Below are 16,109 nucleotides of genomic sequence, written 5' to 3'. Positions count from 1 at the left end.
TCGCCATGTCGGGGATGCGTCACATAGCGCCGCCGTCGCGCAACCGGGAACGCGGGGTCACCACCGTGGAAATGGCGCTCCTGCTGCCCGCCTTCTTGCTGCTGCTCTTCGGCATCATCGAGGTGGCCAACATCCTGCGCCTGCAGATGACGCTCGAGAGCGCCGTGGCCGTCATGGCGCGCACGGTGTCCCAGGACACCACCATCACCAGCGAATCCGGCGCGCAGAGCTACTTCAACAGCCACCTGGACAAGCTGGTGCCCTCGGTGCAGCAGAACAAGGACCAGCAGGACGCCTCCGACCCGCCGGCACTCTCCATGTCGCCCTCAAGCAAGCCGGCCTGCGAGGAAACGCCGTGCACGCCGTTTCTGATCACCATCAACTACACCTATACGCCCCTGTCCCCGATCATGACGCCGTTTTTCGAGGGGCTGACCCTTTCCGCCTCGGCCAAGCGGACCTCGGAGCCCGACTCGGGCACGAGCCTTGGCAACTGACGCCCGGGCAAGGCCCCGGAAGGAGCAGAATCATGAAAAGACGCGCCGGCATCCTCGCCGCATGGGCCCTGTGCCTGGCCGTGGCGGCCCCGACGGGCGCGCTCGCCTCCGGCAAGCCCGAGGTCGTGGCCTTCTATCAGGCGTACCTCGGCATGGTCAGCGCCAGCGACTACGTGACGCTCTCACGCGACCAGCCGAAAACCTGGGACGCCAAGTTCGACGCCGCCGCGCAAAACGCGGGGTTCGAGGATGCGGCCGCGGCCCTGGCCACCGGCGACGCCTACGCCGCGGACAGCGATGTGGCGGCGTTGCGCAAGGCCGTGGAGGACAAGATTCTCGAACAGTACAAACCCTATCAGGAATAACCCGCCGTCCCCCCGGCGGGAGTCCGCGACAAGGATGTCCGACGCGCAGCCGGGCATCCTTGTTTTTTGCCGCAGGTTTTCAGAAAAGCCCGCGCAGCGCCGCAACGAGCCCCGGCAGACGGCCCATGGCAAGGACCAGGGCCAGGGCCGCAAGCAGCGCGAAGCCGACCAGCCTAAGCGCCAGCCGCCGGGCGAGGAACGCGGCGAACACGCTCCCTCCGGCCCCGCGCGACGGGGCGGGAATGATGTTTTCCGCGCGCAGGAGCCGGTAGATGCCGGCCACGGCGAGCAGGCACACGACAAGGGCCAGCAGGTTGTCCGTGCTCCTCAAAAAATCCGCAATTCCATGCGCAGCGCTCCCCGCGCCGGCGGCCGCGCCGGACAGGGCGTCGAGGGCCTGCCCCTGCCCCTTGGAAAGCTCCCCCACGGAGCGCGCCACATCGTCCGCGCCGGGCATACCGCGACTCCTTATTTGTTGAGCCCGCCGAACATCTTCATGAGGCTGATGCCCGCCGGCCCGAGGATCACGATGAGCAGCGTCGGGAAGATGAAGAAAATGAGCGGGAACAACAGTTTGACCGGCAGCTTGGCCGCGAGTTCCTCGGCCAGCTGAAAACGCTTGGTGCGCATGGAATCGGCGTAGACGCGAAGTGTCTGGGCGATCGAGGTGCCGAACATGTCCGTCTGGATGAGCATGGCGACAAGGCTGCCCAGGTCTTCCAGACCCACCCGGGTCGATAGGTTCTTGAGCGCCTCCCGGCGGGACTTGCCGGCGCGCAGCTCGAGGGTGAGCAGGCGCAGTTCGGAGCTGAGGATCGGCTCCTTGTGGGCCAGTTCCATGCAGACGCGGTAGATGGCCGCGTCGAGCCCCATGCCGGCCTCAACGCAGACCACGAGCAGGTCCAGGGCGTCGGGCAGGCCGTGCTGGATGGCCTTCTGGCGCTTTTTCACCCGCATGTCGAGCAGCACGCCCGGCAGGTAAAATGCCCCGGCCACACAGGCGAGGACCACGAACAATTTGTACTGCGTGGGCACGCGGCCGGAAAAGGCGGCCAAAGCCCCGAGCGTGAGCCCGACCAGGGCCGCGCCGACCTTGAGTCCCCAGTAGATCTCCACCGCGCCGGGCTGGCGGAAGCCCGCATGCACGAGCTGGGTGCGGGTCTTGGTCAGCTCCTTGGCTTCCTTGGGCTTGACCGTCTCGCCGAAACGGGCGGCGGTGCCCCGCGCGAGCCCCAGTAGCCAGCCGAGCACGCCCGGACGCGCCGCCCCGCCCGAGCCGCCGGGATTGACCACGGCCATGGCGCGATCGGCCATTTCCCGGCGCTGCCTGCGCTCCTCGCGCAGGATGGCCACGGAGTAGGCCGCGAAACCCACGCTTGCCGCCACGAGCAGGGAAATGAAAAGCATCTCCATGACCGCCTCCTAGACCTCGATGCGAACCATCTTGCGGATAACGAGGATGCCCATGAGCATGAGCCCGCCCACGAGGTAGAGCAGCATGTGGCCGATCGGTTCGTTGAAAAGCAGGGCCAGGTAGCCGGGGTTTAACATCTGCACCGCGCCACAGACGAAAAACGGCAGCAGGCACAACACCCAGGCGGCCATGCGGCCCTCGGCCGAGAGCACGCGGATGCGGCCCTTGAGCTTGAAACGCTCGCGGATGAGCCAGGAGATGTTTTCCACGATCTCGGCCAGGTTGCCGCCGGTCTCGTTCTGGATCTTGACCGAGACCACGAAGAAGTTGAGGTCCGGGCAATCCACGCGGTCCATGAGGTTGTCGAGCGCCACGGTCACGCCCACGCCGAAATTGATCTCCTCCAGGGTCTTGTGGAACTCCACGCGGATAGGGTCGGCGAATTCGCTTTCGACCATGCCCATGCCGCTGGAAAAGGTGTGCCCGGCCTTGAGCGCGCGGGCCACGAGCTCCAGGGCCTCGGGCAACTGGCGCTCGAACTCCTTCATGCGCGCCGCCTTGCGCATGGCGATCCACTTGAACGGCAGCGCGCCGAGCCCCGCGCCGACAGCCAGCCGCACCAGGAAATTCGAGACGTACAGCGACGCCGCCAGATACCCCGTGGCCATGAACACCAGGGAAAGCAGGACGAAGATGCCAAGCGGCGCCCTGATGTCGGCCTGGTCGAGCACCTTGTTCATGCGCTGGCTCCAGGCATGGCGCGAGAGGAACACGTCGAGCCAGCGCAGGCTGCTCATCTCGTGGCGCTTGACCAGATCGGCGGAAACGTCCGGGGCAAGCCCCCTGCCGCGAGCCACCTCCTCGATGCGCCGGGCCAGCTCCTTGCCGCTTTTGTCCGTGGCGCGGCGGATGACGAACACCACGGCCAGGAACAAATAGACCAGCGACAACAGCAGGGCCAGGGAGAGGATGGGCGGCACGGCGGCGGACGGCGGCGTCATGGCGGCCTCCTCAGGTCTCGACCACGTTTCGTGGATCGAACACGCCCTCGGGCATGCGGATGCCCTTGGCCTCGAACTTGGACGCGAACTTGGGCCGGATGCCCCGGGCCAAAAACACCCCGCGCACCTTGCCGTCTCCGGCCACGCCGCGCTGCTCGAAGGCGAAGATCTCCTGCATGGTGATGACCTCGCCTTCCATGCCCGTGATCTCCTGGAAGCTGACGAGCTTTCTGCTGCCGTCGGAAAAGCGCGAAATCTGGATGATGACGTCCACGGCCGAGGCGATGTAGCGCTTGAGGGAGATGGGCGAAATGGTCAGCCCCGCCATGGCCACGAGCGTCTCCAGGCGCATGAGAGCGTCGCGCGGGGTGTTGGCGTGCAAGGTGGCCAGCGAGCCGTCGTGGCCGGTGTTCATGGCTTGCAACATGTCGAGGGCCTCGGCGCCGCGCACCTCGCCGACGATGATGCGGTCCGGGCGCATGCGCAGGCAGTTGCGCACGAGGTCGCGCTGGGTGACCTCGCCGCGACCCTCGATGTTGGGCGGCCGCGACTCCAGGCGCACCACGTGGTCCTGCTTGAGTTGCAGCTCCGCCGCGTCCTCCACGGTCACGATGCGCTCGTCGTGGGGAATGAACCCCGACAGGCAGTTGAGCATGGTGGTCTTGCCCGTGCCCGTGCCGCCGGAAATGAGGATGTTGAGCCGCGCCAGCACGATGCCCTGGAGCACCTCGGCGATGTCGCGCGTCATGGCCCGGAAGCGGATCAGGTCCTCGATGGTCAGCTTTTCCTTGGCGAACTTGCGGATGGACAACGCCGGGCCGTCGATGGCCAGCGGCGGGATGATGGCATTGACGCGCGAGCCGTCGGGAAGGCGCGCGTCCACCATGGGCGAGGACTCGTCCACGCGCCGGCCCACCCGGGACACGATGCGGTCGATGATCTTCTTTAAGTGGTCGTTGTCCTTGAAGCGCGACTCGGTGAGCACGAGCTTGCCCGAGCGCTCCACGTAGATCTGGCGGTAGGAGTTGACCAGGATGTCGTTGACGCTCGGGTCCTTGAGAAAAGGCTCCAACGGGCCAAGGCCGAGCATCTCGTCCTTGACCTCGCTGATGAGGCGCTCGCGCTCGACCAGATTGAGCGGCGTCTGGGCGAACTCGTCGCGCAACAGCCGCTCGACGAGCTTGCCGATCTCGAGCCCCAGCGACGCGCCGTCCAGCGTGTCGAGCAGCGACAGGTCGATCAGGTCGATCAACCGGTCGTGGATGCGCGTCTTGATCTCGTAATACTCGTCGGCGGCGACGCCGGCCGCCTCCTTGCGCTCGGACGACGTCCCGCCCGCCCCCATCCGGGGGCCCTGCCGCATCAGCGGCGGCCTTCCGCGTTCCATAGTATGAGTGCCTCCGGCGGCCGGGGGGAATAAGCCCCCCCGGCCACCCCACAAGGGCTTCCAGTAAAGACTAGCAAAAAATGCGCCTGTCTTTCCCCTGCGCCGCTTCACCGCTGGCGCCCGACGTTCCCGCATCTCCCCCGCCCGCCCCGTCGAGGGGGGCGGGGGGGCATCATGCTTCCCGGCCTGCAGGCCTAACCGCGGCCCGTCAGGAGCTTGAGCCCGAACAACCTGCGTTTCTGTTCCGGTTCCGGGGCCGGCGCGAGGCTTTTGGCCAGGTCGGCGATGGCCCGGGTGACCGGGGCCTTGGGCGCGGCCTCGAGCAGGGTCTTGCCCTGGTTGATGGCGGCCAGCGTCGTCTTGTAGTCGTTGGGGATGCGCCAGTAGACCGGCAGTCCCAGGGCGTTTTCCATGTCTTCCACGGTCAGCTCGCTTTCGCCCAGGTGACGGTTGACCACGATCTTGAGTTTCTCCTCCAGGCCCGCCTGCGCCTGGCGGATGTTGTCCAAGAAGCGGCGCACGTTGGCCAGGCAGGGCAGGTTCTGGACGCTGACAAGCACGATGGCGTCGGAGATGTCCATGACCTTGAGCGTGATTTCGTCGAGGTACATGCCGAGGTCGATGACCACGGTGTCGAAGATCTGGCGCATGAGGGCGAGCAGGCTCGAGATGTTTTCCGGCGTGGCCATCTGCAGGTCGTCCAGGCGGCTTGGCGGGGCGAGCAACGCAAGCCCCGAGGCGTGGCGCGACATGACGCTCATGAGGTAGGTGGCGTCCAGGCGGCTGATGTTGCCGAGCACTTCGCCCCAGTGGTATTTGGGGGCGATGTCCAAAAAGAGCTGGGCCTCGCCGAAGGGCAGGTTCATGTCCATGAGCGCCACGCTGGCCCCGGCCTTGTGCCCGAGGCAGGCGGCGGCCAGGTTCACGGCGACCGTGGTGGTGCCCACCCCGCCCTTGGCCCCGAAGACGTTGATGATGCGGCCCTGCTTGCTGCCGCGCTGGCCGAGGCGGCCTTCGCGCCGGGCCTTGAAGCGCCAAAGCGCCATGCGGACCTCTTCCTGGCTCACGGGCTGGGGGAAAAACTCGCGCACGCCCTGGCGCATGAGCCGCATGAGCACCTCGGTGTCGTACTCCCCGGCCGTGAGAAAGACTTCCCGCTCGCCCCGGCGGGCCACGACTTCGGCCACGGCTTCGAGCTCCTCCTCGCCGCGTGCCGGGTCGAGCTCGCGCACAAGCAGATCGGCGAACTCCTCGCCGTCGCCGAGCACCTCGAAATCGCCGTCCTCGGACAGGCATTCCTCGAACGCACGCCTCGCCGGCGAGGCGTCCATGTCGAGGAAGGCCGTGATCTTGTCGCTTATGCTCATGCGCGCCCCCGTGCCCGCTTGTCGTCCCGCGCCCCGGTCACTTGCCTATGGAGACAATGGGTTTGGGCGTCGTGTCCTTCTCCGACGGCTTGGCCTGCTCGTACCGTTCATAGGCCATGGCCGCCTTGGTCCCGTCAAGCCCGACCACGGGCGAATCGTCGCCGGCGGCGGGATCGAGCTTCTGTTTTTCGAAAATCGCGTGGAAGGACTTGCCGTAATCCCAAGTGCGTTCCTTTTCGGCCTGGCAGCCGGCGAGGGCGCAGGTAAAAAGGGCCAGGGCCAGGGCGAGGGCGGGCAGCACGCGTTTCATGGATGTCTCCTTCTTGCGACGGGGCGACGGGTTCACTGCGCGCTCCGAGGCCTGCCCACGGCGGCCACGGGCACGGCATGGCCGAAATCGCCGTCCAGCGAGGCCGCACCGGTCACGAGCGGCGCTGCGGACGCCTTCGAGGCGTCGTCGCGGGTGATGCCCAGGAAAAACTCCAGATCGTCGGGATCGTGGGCCGAGTCCGTGGGCAGGACCACGGACTTCTTGTCGAGCGGCTTCACGAGATGGGCGGTGATGAGGATGACGAGCTCGGTCTGGTCCTTCTGGAATTGGGAGCTCTTGAACAGGTTGCCGAGCACCGGGATGTCGCCGAGCACGGGGTACTTGTCCATGGAGTTGCGGGACTGTTCGCTTAAAAGGCCGGCCACGGCGAAGGTCTGGCCGTTTTTGAGCTCGATGGTGGTCGAGGTCTGGCGGGTGTTGATCGCCGGGACGGTGGAGCCGTTGATGGTGATGGCCCGGGAGTAGTCGAGGTTGGACACCTCGGGGCTGACCTTGAGGTTGATGCGGTCGCCGCCGGTAAGGGTCGGTGTGAAGTTGAGCTGCACGCCGAACTTCTTCCATTCGATGGAGGTGGTGCCGAGGCCCGCGGAAACGGGCACCGGAATCTCGCCGCCGGCCAGGAAGTCCGCGCTCTGGCCGTTGAGGCAGACGAGGTTCGGCTCGGCCAGTATCTTCACCAGCCCGTTTTCCTTGAGCAGATCGAGCACGGCGGTCATCGCGGTGTTGCCCGCGCCGCCCCAGTTGGTATTCCAGCGCGCCACGGCCGTGCCCTGGTTCATGGTCATCGTGGCCTTGTTGGTGGAGGGGCTGAACTCGCGGTAGGTGAGTTGGATCGGCGCGCTGGTAGAGCTCGAGGAACTGCTGCTCCCGTCGGAAGAGGAGGAGCTGTTGATGGTCACGTACTGGTAGGCGTTGCTCACGGTATCGACGTTGAACATGCCCGAGGCCACGGAGGAGAGGCTGCCGATGAGAGTATAGGCGAAATTGCCGTCGCCCACGGCATTTAAGTTGATGCCCATGCGGTTGACCACGGACTTGGCCATTTCGGCCACGCGCACCTCGAGCATGACCTGCTGCACGCCGCCCACGGACATGAGGTTGAGCACCTTTTTCGGCGCGTAGACCTCGGCCAGGGTCAGGGCCTTTTTGAGGTTGTCGGCGTCGCGCACCGTGCCGGAGAGCGCGATGGAGTCCTGGCTGGCCATGACCTCGATGCCGGGCTCGCCGGGCATGATGTCGTGGAGCATGCGCTTAAGGCGCGTGATGTCCGGGGCCACGTCCAGGTCGTAGACGGCGCGGATCTTGTCGCCCTTGTCCCAGAGCGTCAAGTTGGTCACGCCCGGGGCGCGGCCGGTGACGTAGACCTGTCGCGGCGAGAGCAGCACGAAATCGGCCACTTCGGGCTGGGCCACGGACACGCGGGCGATGTCGGCGTCGCTGCGCAGGATCACGGACTTGCCGATGGTCAGGGCAAGCCGCGGCGCGCTTTTGACGGCCACGGGCGCCACACCTCCCGGCGCGGCGTAGGCCAGGCCGGTGACGGTGACGACCAGCAGGCACGCCAGGGCCTTTGCGCTCCAGGCGAATTTACGGCTGGCCATGGGGATTCTCCTTTGCCGGGGGGGGGGACAGGCTGTCGAGGTTCACGCGCTCCCGCTCGGTGCCCCGGATGATTTCCACGGTATAGCCCGCGCCTTCGGGCCCGGGTTCCGGTTCGGGCGCGGCGGCTTCTGCGGGCGCGGCGGAGAATGCGCCGAGGCTTTTTTCCACGTCCGCGCCGGGAGTCTGCACCACATCCTCGTCGCCGGGCTTTCTCAGCGCCAGGTGCATGCTGCCGAGGTCGGCGGCCAGGGCCAGACGCTCGGCCTCCTCGGGAGTGACCATGAGCGTGAAGAAATCGGTGTTGGCCAGTTCCTCGCGGCCGTCCTTGCCGACCCTGGCCTCGAGCTCCGCGCCGGCGGTCAGCACGAGCACGTTTTCCAGGATGACTTTGTTGATCTTGGCGTCGGTCTTGCCGGGCTGGGAATAGGTGACCAGCACGTCCACACGGCTGCCCGGGGTGATGTGCCCGCCCGAGCCCATGATCTTGGAGCCCTTGACGGTCAGCGCGCGTTTGCCGGGCTCGACCACGGCTTCAAGGCCGCCACTCGTGGCTCCCTTGGGCAGGAGCTTGTCCGGGGTGATGGGGTCGTCCGGGGAAATCTCGCGGGCCGTGATCCGGCCCACGGCGTCGGAGGCTTCGCGAAACGCGCCGGTGGGCACGGCGTCGGCCTCGAAGCCTTTGAGCCGCACCATGCCGGCATCGAGGCGCGCCCCCTTGGGAATGGCCCGGGAGGCCACCAGGGCCTCGACCTTGCGCGTCACGGGCGCGGGCTTGGCCGGCCCGGCCTGGCCGCGAAACGACGCGAGCCAGCGGATGGTCAGCCCCCCGGCGACCAGGGCCAGGATCACGGCCAGAATCATGTGCGGTATCGCCTTGGACTTCATGGGGCCTCCGCCCTGCGCGCCCCCTTTTCCCGGGACGCCGGATGCACGGCGCATGCAACTTTATTAAACGGTGTTACTCCTCCCCGTCCCTTCCCGATCCGCGCTCCGCGCCCGGAAGCCGGATCGCCCGCGTCTGCCGGGCCGATCCGCCGCATCGCGATTCCGGGCCGCCGGGGAGACACGGCGGGGCATTCCCTTCAAAGCAAAAATCCTGCCAAAAGAGCGTCCTCGAAACGGTTGCCGGCCGGGCGCGCCGGAGGTACCCTGGCATACGCCCCAAAGGAGCCTCCCCATGCTGATCCAGGTCAAGGCCTCGGCCGGCTCGGGCAAGACCCACGCCCTGACCGAACGCTTCATTTCCCTGGCCCTGCGGGCCGCACGCGACCTGCCGCGCGCCTGCGCCGACAGCCTCGAATCCGGCTACGCCCTGCCCGAGATCCTCGCCGTGACCTTCACCAACAAGGCCGCCGCCGAGATGCGCGAACGCGTGCTCGGCCGGCTCAAGGCCCTGGCGCTCGGGCTCGGGGGCGCGGACGCCGCCTCGCGCGGCAAGGCGCGCGACGAGCTCGAAGACCTGCTCATCCACGCCGAGCGCCTCAACATCCGCACCATCGACAGCCTGCTGTTCCTGCTGGCCCGGGTCTTCGCCCTGGAACTGGGCCTGCGCCCGGATTTCGAGCCGGCCTTCGACCTTTCCGACATCCTCGACGCCCTCTACGACCGCCTGGCCGCGCAGTTGCCAGAGGACCCGGCCCTGGCCAAGGGCTTCGCCGACGCGGCCGCGACGCTTTTGCGCGACGCCCCGGGCTTTTTCCCCCTGCGCCGCTTCCGGGAGCGGGCCAAGGCCGTGGCCGGCAAGCTGCTCGCCGCGCCGCTGCCCGGCGAAGCCGCCGCTCCCGAGGCGCTGCGCCTGGGCCTCGAGCGCCGCCTGGGCGAGCTGTCCCTGGCCGCGGGCGCGCTTCTGGCCGCCATGCAGGCGGCCGGCGTCCAGGGCTCGTCCCATTTCACGACCTTCCTGCGCCGCTGCCGCGAGGGCGACCAGGCCGACGCGCCGCCGCGTTCTGCCTTCGCCGCCAAACCCGAACTCGCCGCCTGCGTGCTCAAGACCAGCCGCGACGCGGTCACGCCCGAGCTCGACGCCCTGTTTGCGGCCCTGCGCACGGCCCACGCCACGTGCCTGCGCGAGCTGCCGCTTCTGCGCGCGGCCATGGGGCTCACGCCCTTCATCGGCCTGGCCGGGCGCTTCGCCGAGGATTTCCCGGCCTACCTCACCCAGATGCGCGTGCTGCCCCACGTGCTGTGGCCGCGCCTCGTGGCCGGACGGCTCGCCGGGGACGAGGGCGTGCCCGACGCCTGGTGCCGCCTGGGCGCTGGACTCGCGCACATCCTCATCGACGAATTCCAGGACACGGCCGCCGAGCAATGGGACGTCCTGCGCCTGCTCGCCATCGAATGCCTGGCGCGCGGCGGCAGCCTCTACCTCGTCGGCGACGTGAAGCAGGCCATCTACGGCTGGCGCGGCGGCGACGCCGCCCTGTTCGACGCCGCCCCGGAGGACCCCGAACTGTGCCGCATGGCCGACGTGTTCCGCCAGACCCTGCCCGTCAACTGGCGCAGTTCCCGGGAAGTGGTCGCGGCCAACAACCGTTTCTTTTCCGCCCTGGCCGATCCCGACGTCGCCCGGGACGCGGCCGCGGCCCTGCTCGGGGAAGCCCTCGAGGAGGCCGTGCCGCACCTTGCCGCGGGCCTGTCCCGCGCCTTTGCCGACACCGCGCAAAAGCTCCCGCCGGACAAGCCCGGCGCGGGCGGCCACGTGCGCGTCACGGCGCTCAATGCCGCCTCGCCCGGGGCCTACGAGGAAGAGGCGCGGGAAACACTGCTGGCGCTCCTTGCAAACGAACTGCTCCCCCGCCACGGCGCGGGCGGCGTGGCCGTGCTCACCCGCTCCAACACCCAGGCCGGCCGCGTGGCCTCGTGGCTGATCGAGGCCGGCGTGCCCGTGGTCACGGAAAACAGCCTCCGCCTGGCCGCGCATCCGCTCATCCGCCAGCTCGCGGCCATGCTCGCCTTCCTGGACTATCCGCCGGACAACCTTTCCTTTTTCGCCTTCGTCTCCGGCAAGGAGCTCTTCGGCGACGTCTCGGGCGTCTCCCGCGAAGCCCTGGCCGACTGGGTGGCGACGCTGCCGCCGCGCGCCTCCCTGTCCCTGGCCTTTGCCGCGCGTTTTCCCGAGCCCTGGGAACGGCTGATAAAGCCCTACCTGCGCCAGACGGGCCTGGCCGGACCCTACGACATGCTGCGCGAAATCGTGACCGGATACCGCCTGCTCTCCCGCCGCCCCGGCGACGCGGCCTTCCTGCGCCGTTTCCTGGAGATCGCCCACCTGGCCGAAAGCCGGGGGCATGGCTCCCTTTCAGCCTTCCTGGATTTCTGGAACACGCTCGGCGACGACGAGAAGGTGCCGCAGCCGGAAAACGTGGACGCCGTGCGCATCATGACCATCCACAAGGCCAAGGGTCTCCAGTTCCCGGCCGTGGTCGTGCCCTTCCATCATTTCGCCGGCCGCGCCGGGCCGGGCGAGCTCATGGCCGCGACCATGGACGAGGGCGCGATCCTGGCCCCGGACCAGCCGGGACTGGGACCGGAGCACGCCCTGCGCCGGGCGCGCGAGCTCGCCGAGCAGGTGCATCTGCTCTACGTCGCCTGGACGCGGCCGGAAATCGAGCTGCACGCCTTCGTGCCCGGCCACGGCAAGCTGCGCGAGGACGCCCGCTATCCCCTGCCCCGGGCGCTGGCCGTGTTGTTCGCCGCCTTCGGCCACGACCCGGCCGACGCCGGCCCCCTCCGCCTGGGCGAGTTGCCCGCCGCCGCGCCCCCGCCGCCTCCCGCCTGCCCCGCGCCGGCCCCGGGCGCGCGGGACGCGGCGGAAAACGTGCATCCGGACGCGCCCATGGCCTGGCTGCCGCGCCTCAAGGTCTATCGCAACATGGCCCGCGACATTCTGGCCTCCATGGCCCTGAGTGACGCGAGGCGCGGGGAACTGGCCCACTTGGCCGCCGAGACCTTCGTGCGTGCGGGATTTGATGCCGGCGATCCTGCCCCGGCGGCGCAGCGCGCGGTGCTCGCGGCCCTTGGCGGCGCGCGCCTGCCGGCCGGACACCGGGAAACCCTCGCCGCGCAGTTCACCGACATGCTCCTGTGGCTGGCCGGGCTGCCCGAATGTCGCGACGCCCTGGCGTGGGGGTTGCCCGAACGCGAACTGCTCGACGCCGAAGGCGGCCGCCACCGGCCCGACCTCCTCTACTGCGGCAAGGAAGCAACAGTGATCCTCGACTTCAAGACCGGCCACGAAGACCCGGCCCACGCAACCCAGGTCGGGCGCTATCTCGCCCTGGCCCGCGCCCTGCCCGGCCGCGCCACCCTGCCCGCCCGGGGCTATCTCCTCTATCTCGACAGACGGGCCTGCCGCCCGGTGGAGGCCGCCTCGTGAAGCCCGTCGGCGTCATCCCCTGGACCGAGGAATTCTTCGGCGCCGTGGCCCGGCGACTCGTGGCCGCAACGAACGGCGACTTCTCGAACACGCTCGTCATCTTCCCCCTGCGCCGGGCCGCCCGGCACCTCTGCGACCGGCTCGCGGCCATGCCCGGGCTCGACAAACCGCTGCTGCTGCCGGAAATCGCCGCCGTCGGCGACTGGGCCGCGGGCATCGGCGCATCGTTCGCCCCCTCCCCGCCCGTGATGCTCGACGTGCTCGACCGCGTGGCCATCCTCTACGACATCGTGCGCGAAATCACCGCGGAAACGGACAAGCCCGGGGACTTCCCCGCGGACATGGCCCGCTTTTTCCCCTGGGGCATGGAACTCTCCGAACGCATGGAGGAACTTTTCCGCCACAACGTGCCCGGCCGCGACCTCGCCCACCTGGAAGGGCAGGTCATGCCGCCGGCCGCCGCCCTGCTCTCGCGCCTGGGGACCATCCACGCCCGCTACCGCGAGCGCCTGATGCGCGAAGGTCTGGCCACGCCCGGACTGTGCCTGGCCCTTGCCGCCGAAAACGCGCGCGAGGCCGCGGCCCGGTTCGCGGACAAGACCCTTTTCGCCTGCGGCTTCGCCATTCCCTCGGGCGCGGAAAAGGCGCTCTTCGCCGCCCTGTGGCGGCAGGGCAACCTGGAGATGCTCTGGCACGGCGACCCGGCCCTGGCCGATCCCGCCGGACGGGTGCATTTCGCCTGCCTGGAGCAGCGGCGCTGGCTCGGGGAACTGAGCGCCCGCGCCGTGGTCCTGGCCGACGGCCGCCCCAAGCGCACGCGCGCCAAGGCCGGCCGGGACCGCCCGACCCTCGTGCTCGACGCCGATGCCGCCAACCTTTCCTCGAAAAAGCTGCGGTTCTTCGAAGGTCACGACCTCCACGCACAGCTCATGGCCCTGGAAACCTGCCTGACCGAAGCCCCGGACCTCGAGGACACGGCCATCATCCTGCCGGACACGGGCCTGCTCTCCCCGGTGCTGCACATCCTGCCGCGAAAGGACGTCAACATCTCCATGGGCTATCCGCTTTCCCGCTCGGCCCTGGCGCGGCTTCTGGAAAACATCCTCACCCTCCAGGAAACGGCGTTGCGCCCGGGCCGCTACCACTGGAAGGAACTCGTCGCCCTGCTGCGCCACCCCTACCTCAAAATGCTGCGCGTAGGCGAAGACGCACCGCTGCGGGCCCTCTTCCACGACATGGAGGCGGCGCTGCGCCAGGGCGGGGCCTTTGTCGATCCCTTTTCGCCCGAGGCCGCCGGCGAGCCGCGCACGCCGCCCACGCCCGAAGCCCAGGAACTGTGCCGCCTCGCCCTCGAAACGTGCCTCACCGCTTTCGAGAACGTGGAAACGCCGCGCGCACTGGGCCGCGCCGTGGCCGGACTGTGCGCGCTGCTGCTCGACCCCGGGCGTTGCGGCGACGCCTGGGAGCGCTTCCTCATCGACGCCGAGTGCCTCTTCCGCCTGGCCAGCGCCGTGGTCCCGGCGCTCACCGACGGCCGCCTGGCCGACGCGGTCCTGCCCCGCGACACGCTTTTTTCCCTGCTGCGCCGCCTCGTCGCCGACGAGCGCGCGCCCTTCGAGGCCGAGCCGCTCACCGGCCTGCAGGTGCTCGGCGTGCTGGAAACACGGCTCTTGTCCTTTCGCCGCATCTACGTCCTCGACGCCGTGGAGGACAAACTGCCGGGAAGCGCTCCCTACGAGCCGCTGCTGCCCGACCCCCTGCGCCGGCTGCTCTCCCTGCCCGACGCCCGGGAGCGCGACCTCGTCGCGGCCTACAACATCTACCGGCTCTTTTTCGGAGCCGAGGAGATCACGCTCCTTTACCGCACGGGCGCACCCGGGGCGGGGTTGTTCGAAGAGGCCAAGCCCAGCCGCAGCCGCTACGTGGAACAATTGCTCTGGGAGGAAGAAAAGCGCCTGGGCCGGGTGCTCGCCCCGGGTGAACCACCGGTTTCGCTCATTCACCTGCCCCTTTGCCCCATCCCCCAGGCCGATGCGGCCATGCCCGTCACCCCGGCCGTGGCCGCGCGGCGCGCCGCCTGCCTGGAGGGCAAAATCTCGGCCACGTTCCTCGACGCCTACCTCGCCTGCCCGCTGCGCTTTTTCTACAAGTACCTGACGCCGCTGGCCCCCCTGGCCGAGGTGGCCGAGGAAGGCGACCCGGCGGCCGTTGGCGTGCTCGCGCACGAGACGTTGCGGGAATTTTTCACGCCCCTGCTCGGGCGCGACATCGACGCGGCGGATTTAAGCGCCACGGCGCTCGGCGACCTGTTCGAGGCGCGCGCGCAGGGCGACGCGGCCTTCGCCGCCCTGCCCCCGGACGGCCGCTTGCTCCTCGTGCGCGCGGCCCGGGCGCGCCTTGGGGCCATGGCCGGCGCGCTGCCCCGCACCACGCCGCTTTTCCTCGAGACGGAGCTGGCGGCAAGCCTCGACAGCGGCGGCCGCACCTGCCTGCTCACCGGCCGGGCCGACCGCGTGGACCGGCGCGAGGAAGGCGTGGTCATCGTGGACTACAAGACCGGCGGCGTCTCGGGCGTGCCCGCGGACGTCTGGGCCGACGCGGCGTTTTTCGCGCGCCTGGGCGAATACCACGGCACCCCCGGCACGCCCGACGCGCCGGAGTTGCTCGAAGAAGCCGCCGTACGCTTCCCGAGCGTGCAACTGCCGCTCTACTGCTGGCTCTACGCCGCCTCGCGCGGCGAAGCCCCGGCGGATGCGGTGTTCGTGGAACTGCGCGAAACAGGGAAGGAAAAACCGCTGTTCGGACCGCGCTGCGACCCCGCCCTGCGCGAGGAGGCCATCGCCCGGCGCATCCCGGAGCTGCTCACGTTCCTGCTGCGCCACCTCGCCACGGCGACATCCTTCGCGCCCCGCCCGGAACCCCGGCGCTGCGCCTATTGCGACTACCGCCCCGCCTGCGGCGCGGCCATGCGCTGAGGGTGGGGGGGAGAAAGGAGAAGAAGGGAGAGGGAGAGAGGGGAGAATGCCTCCGTCGGCCAGGAGGGGATGATCCCCTCCTGGACCTCCCCAAAGGGGGGGGAAGAAGCTCGCGGAGGTCGTAATGACGGGAGACGGCTATTTCTCGAGGGATTCCTCGGGAGCGGCGACGGCCTTGGGCCGCAGGGGCTCGTAGTAGATGGCCGATTTGGTGGCCTTGGTCTTCTCGTCGTACTTGAGCTTCATCTTGATCTTCTTTTCCGGAAAATCCCAACTCATGACCAGCCATTCGCCTTCATGGGCCGTCTGCGGCGTGCCGGCGAGCTTGGTCGTGACGGTCTTAATGATCTCGATGTCGTCGTGCTCGGTCTTCATGATGCGGCTGTAGAGCTTGCCGTCCACGACACCGTAGACGATGACCGGAGCCAGACGCTCGTGTACGCCGAGCTTGCAGGGGCCCGTGTAATTGTAATAGGCGACCCCGCTCTTCTCCATGAACTTCACGAAGTAGTCATTGTCGTTGATGGAGTCCATCGGTGCGCCGTACGGCGGTTTGACGCAATCGAAGCCGCCAGCGACGGCCGTTGCGGCGCATAAAAGAACGAGCAGACAGACGACTGGCAGCATGCGGCGAATCATGAAGTCCCCCTGGGCGTGGCTGTGTTTTGTGAAGCGCTGGCGTCCCTGTTCTTATATGGAAACACACCCGGCGGCAAGGTGTCATAAAAGAAACGACGCCGCAATAGCCTTGCATTTCTGGCGTAGGTCGATCCTCTGCCCGATGTCAGGGCCGTC

Annotated in this window: 13 protein-coding genes; 4 read left to right on the top strand and 9 right to left on the bottom strand. The window is 68.5% G+C overall.

Annotation, left to right across the window (positions count from 1 at the left end; translation table 11 throughout):
• Positions 1–5: 5 nt before the first annotated feature.
• Positions 6–497: a TadE/TadG family type IV pilus assembly protein gene (locus Q368_RS0104465; RefSeq protein WP_052360021.1), complete on the top strand. Its 492-nt coding sequence runs from the start codon at positions 6–8 to the stop codon at positions 495–497.
• 32 nt (positions 498–529) lie between these two features.
• Positions 530–862: a hypothetical protein gene (locus Q368_RS0104460; protein ID WP_029457634.1), complete on the top strand. Its 333-nt coding sequence runs from the start codon at positions 530–532 to the stop codon at positions 860–862.
• A gap of 79 nt (positions 863–941) precedes the next feature.
• Here the strand turns inward: Q368_RS0104460 and Q368_RS0104455 are convergent, their stop codons facing one another.
• The 8 genes from Q368_RS0104455 to cpaB all read right to left on the bottom strand — a co-directional run bounded on the left by Q368_RS0104455 (position 942) and on the right by cpaB (position 8,849).
• Positions 942–1,319, bottom strand: coding sequence for a hypothetical protein (locus Q368_RS0104455; RefSeq protein WP_029457632.1), 378 nt, complete (start codon positions 1,317–1,319; stop codon positions 942–944).
• Between the two features lie 11 nt (positions 1,320–1,330).
• Entirely contained in the window at positions 1,331–2,275 is a 945-nt protein-coding gene (locus Q368_RS0104450; protein ID WP_029457631.1) for a type II secretion system F family protein, read from the bottom strand.
• A gap of 9 nt (positions 2,276–2,284) precedes the next feature.
• Complete coding sequence (locus tag Q368_RS0104445; RefSeq protein ID WP_029457629.1) at positions 2,285–3,277, bottom strand: type II secretion system F family protein; 993 nt, start codon at positions 3,275–3,277, stop codon at positions 2,285–2,287.
• 10 nt (positions 3,278–3,287) lie between these two features.
• On the bottom strand, positions 3,288–4,664 hold the full coding sequence (locus tag Q368_RS0104440; protein WP_029457627.1) for a TadA family conjugal transfer-associated ATPase: 1,377 nt from the start codon (positions 4,662–4,664) through the stop codon (positions 3,288–3,290).
• A gap of 194 nt (positions 4,665–4,858) precedes the next feature.
• Positions 4,859–6,031, bottom strand: coding sequence for a CpaE/TadZ family protein (locus tag Q368_RS0104435; protein WP_245611279.1), 1,173 nt, complete (start codon positions 6,029–6,031; stop codon positions 4,859–4,861).
• A 37-nt stretch (positions 6,032–6,068) separates the two neighbouring features.
• Positions 6,069–6,341 (bottom strand): hypothetical protein, encoded by a 273-nt coding sequence (locus Q368_RS0104430; protein WP_043785026.1) that lies wholly within the window; start codon positions 6,339–6,341, stop codon positions 6,069–6,071.
• A 32-nt stretch (positions 6,342–6,373) separates the two neighbouring features.
• A complete protein-coding gene (locus tag Q368_RS0104425) occupies positions 6,374–7,963 on the bottom strand; it encodes a type II and III secretion system protein family protein (RefSeq protein ID WP_029457623.1) in 1,590 nt (529 codons plus the stop codon).
• Positions 7,950–8,849, bottom strand: coding sequence for a Flp pilus assembly protein CpaB (cpaB, locus tag Q368_RS0104420; RefSeq protein WP_029457622.1), 900 nt, complete (start codon positions 8,847–8,849; stop codon positions 7,950–7,952). Before cpaB ends, Q368_RS0104425 begins: the two co-directional genes overlap by 14 nt.
• Before the next feature lie 292 nt (positions 8,850–9,141).
• Here cpaB and Q368_RS0104415 point away from each other — a divergent pair, with 292 nt between their 5' ends.
• Together Q368_RS0104415 and Q368_RS0104410 are read left to right on the top strand one after the other, a co-directional pair.
• A complete protein-coding gene (locus Q368_RS0104415; protein ID WP_029457620.1) occupies positions 9,142–12,339 on the top strand; it encodes a UvrD-helicase domain-containing protein in 3,198 nt (1,065 codons plus the stop codon).
• On the top strand, positions 12,336–15,314 hold the full coding sequence (locus tag Q368_RS0104410; RefSeq protein WP_029457618.1) for a PD-(D/E)XK nuclease family protein: 2,979 nt from the start codon (positions 12,336–12,338) through the stop codon (positions 15,312–15,314). Before Q368_RS0104415 ends, Q368_RS0104410 begins: the two co-directional genes overlap by 4 nt.
• A 138-nt stretch (positions 15,315–15,452) precedes the next feature.
• Here Q368_RS0104410 and Q368_RS0104405 read toward each other — a convergent pair whose 3' ends face one another.
• Positions 15,453–15,953, bottom strand: a complete 501-nt coding sequence (locus Q368_RS0104405) for a hypothetical protein (protein ID WP_029457616.1) — start codon at positions 15,951–15,953, stop codon at positions 15,453–15,455.
• Positions 15,954–16,109 lie beyond the last annotated feature (156 nt).

Source organism: Solidesulfovibrio alcoholivorans DSM 5433, from assembly GCF_000702665.1.
GTDB lineage: Bacteria > Desulfobacterota > Desulfovibrionia > Desulfovibrionales > Desulfovibrionaceae > Solidesulfovibrio > Solidesulfovibrio alcoholivorans.
Note: the sequence above shows the minus strand (reverse complement) of the source record. Positions and strands in the feature narration are given on the sequence as shown.

Excerpts from the sequence above, each read along its gene's own strand:
- Q368_RS0104465 (WP_052360021.1), top strand. The coding sequence starts at position 6 with ATGTCGGGGATGCGTCACATAGCGCCGCCGTCGCGCAACCGGGAACGC.
- Q368_RS0104460 (WP_029457634.1), top strand. The coding sequence starts at position 530 with ATGAAAAGACGCGCCGGCATCCTCGCCGCATGGGCCCTGTGCCTGGCC.
- Q368_RS0104455 (WP_029457632.1), bottom strand. The coding sequence starts at position 1,319 with ATGCCCGGCGCGGACGATGTGGCGCGCTCCGTGGGGGAGCTTTCCAAG.
- Q368_RS0104450 (WP_029457631.1), bottom strand. The coding sequence starts at position 2,275 with ATGGAGATGCTTTTCATTTCCCTGCTCGTGGCGGCAAGCGTGGGTTTC.
- Q368_RS0104445 (WP_029457629.1), bottom strand. The coding sequence starts at position 3,277 with ATGACGCCGCCGTCCGCCGCCGTGCCGCCCATCCTCTCCCTGGCCCTG.
- Q368_RS0104440 (WP_029457627.1), bottom strand. The coding sequence starts at position 4,664 with ATGGAACGCGGAAGGCCGCCGCTGATGCGGCAGGGCCCCCGGATGGGG.
- Q368_RS0104435 (WP_245611279.1), bottom strand. The coding sequence starts at position 6,031 with ATGAGCATAAGCGACAAGATCACGGCCTTCCTCGACATGGACGCCTCG.
- Q368_RS0104430 (WP_043785026.1), bottom strand. The coding sequence starts at position 6,341 with ATGAAACGCGTGCTGCCCGCCCTCGCCCTGGCCCTGGCCCTTTTTACC.
- Q368_RS0104425 (WP_029457623.1), bottom strand. The coding sequence starts at position 7,963 with ATGGCCAGCCGTAAATTCGCCTGGAGCGCAAAGGCCCTGGCGTGCCTG.
- cpaB (WP_029457622.1), bottom strand. The coding sequence starts at position 8,849 with ATGAAGTCCAAGGCGATACCGCACATGATTCTGGCCGTGATCCTGGCC.
- Q368_RS0104415 (WP_029457620.1), top strand. The coding sequence starts at position 9,142 with ATGCTGATCCAGGTCAAGGCCTCGGCCGGCTCGGGCAAGACCCACGCC.
- Q368_RS0104405 (WP_029457616.1), bottom strand. The coding sequence starts at position 15,953 with ATGATTCGCCGCATGCTGCCAGTCGTCTGTCTGCTCGTTCTTTTATGC.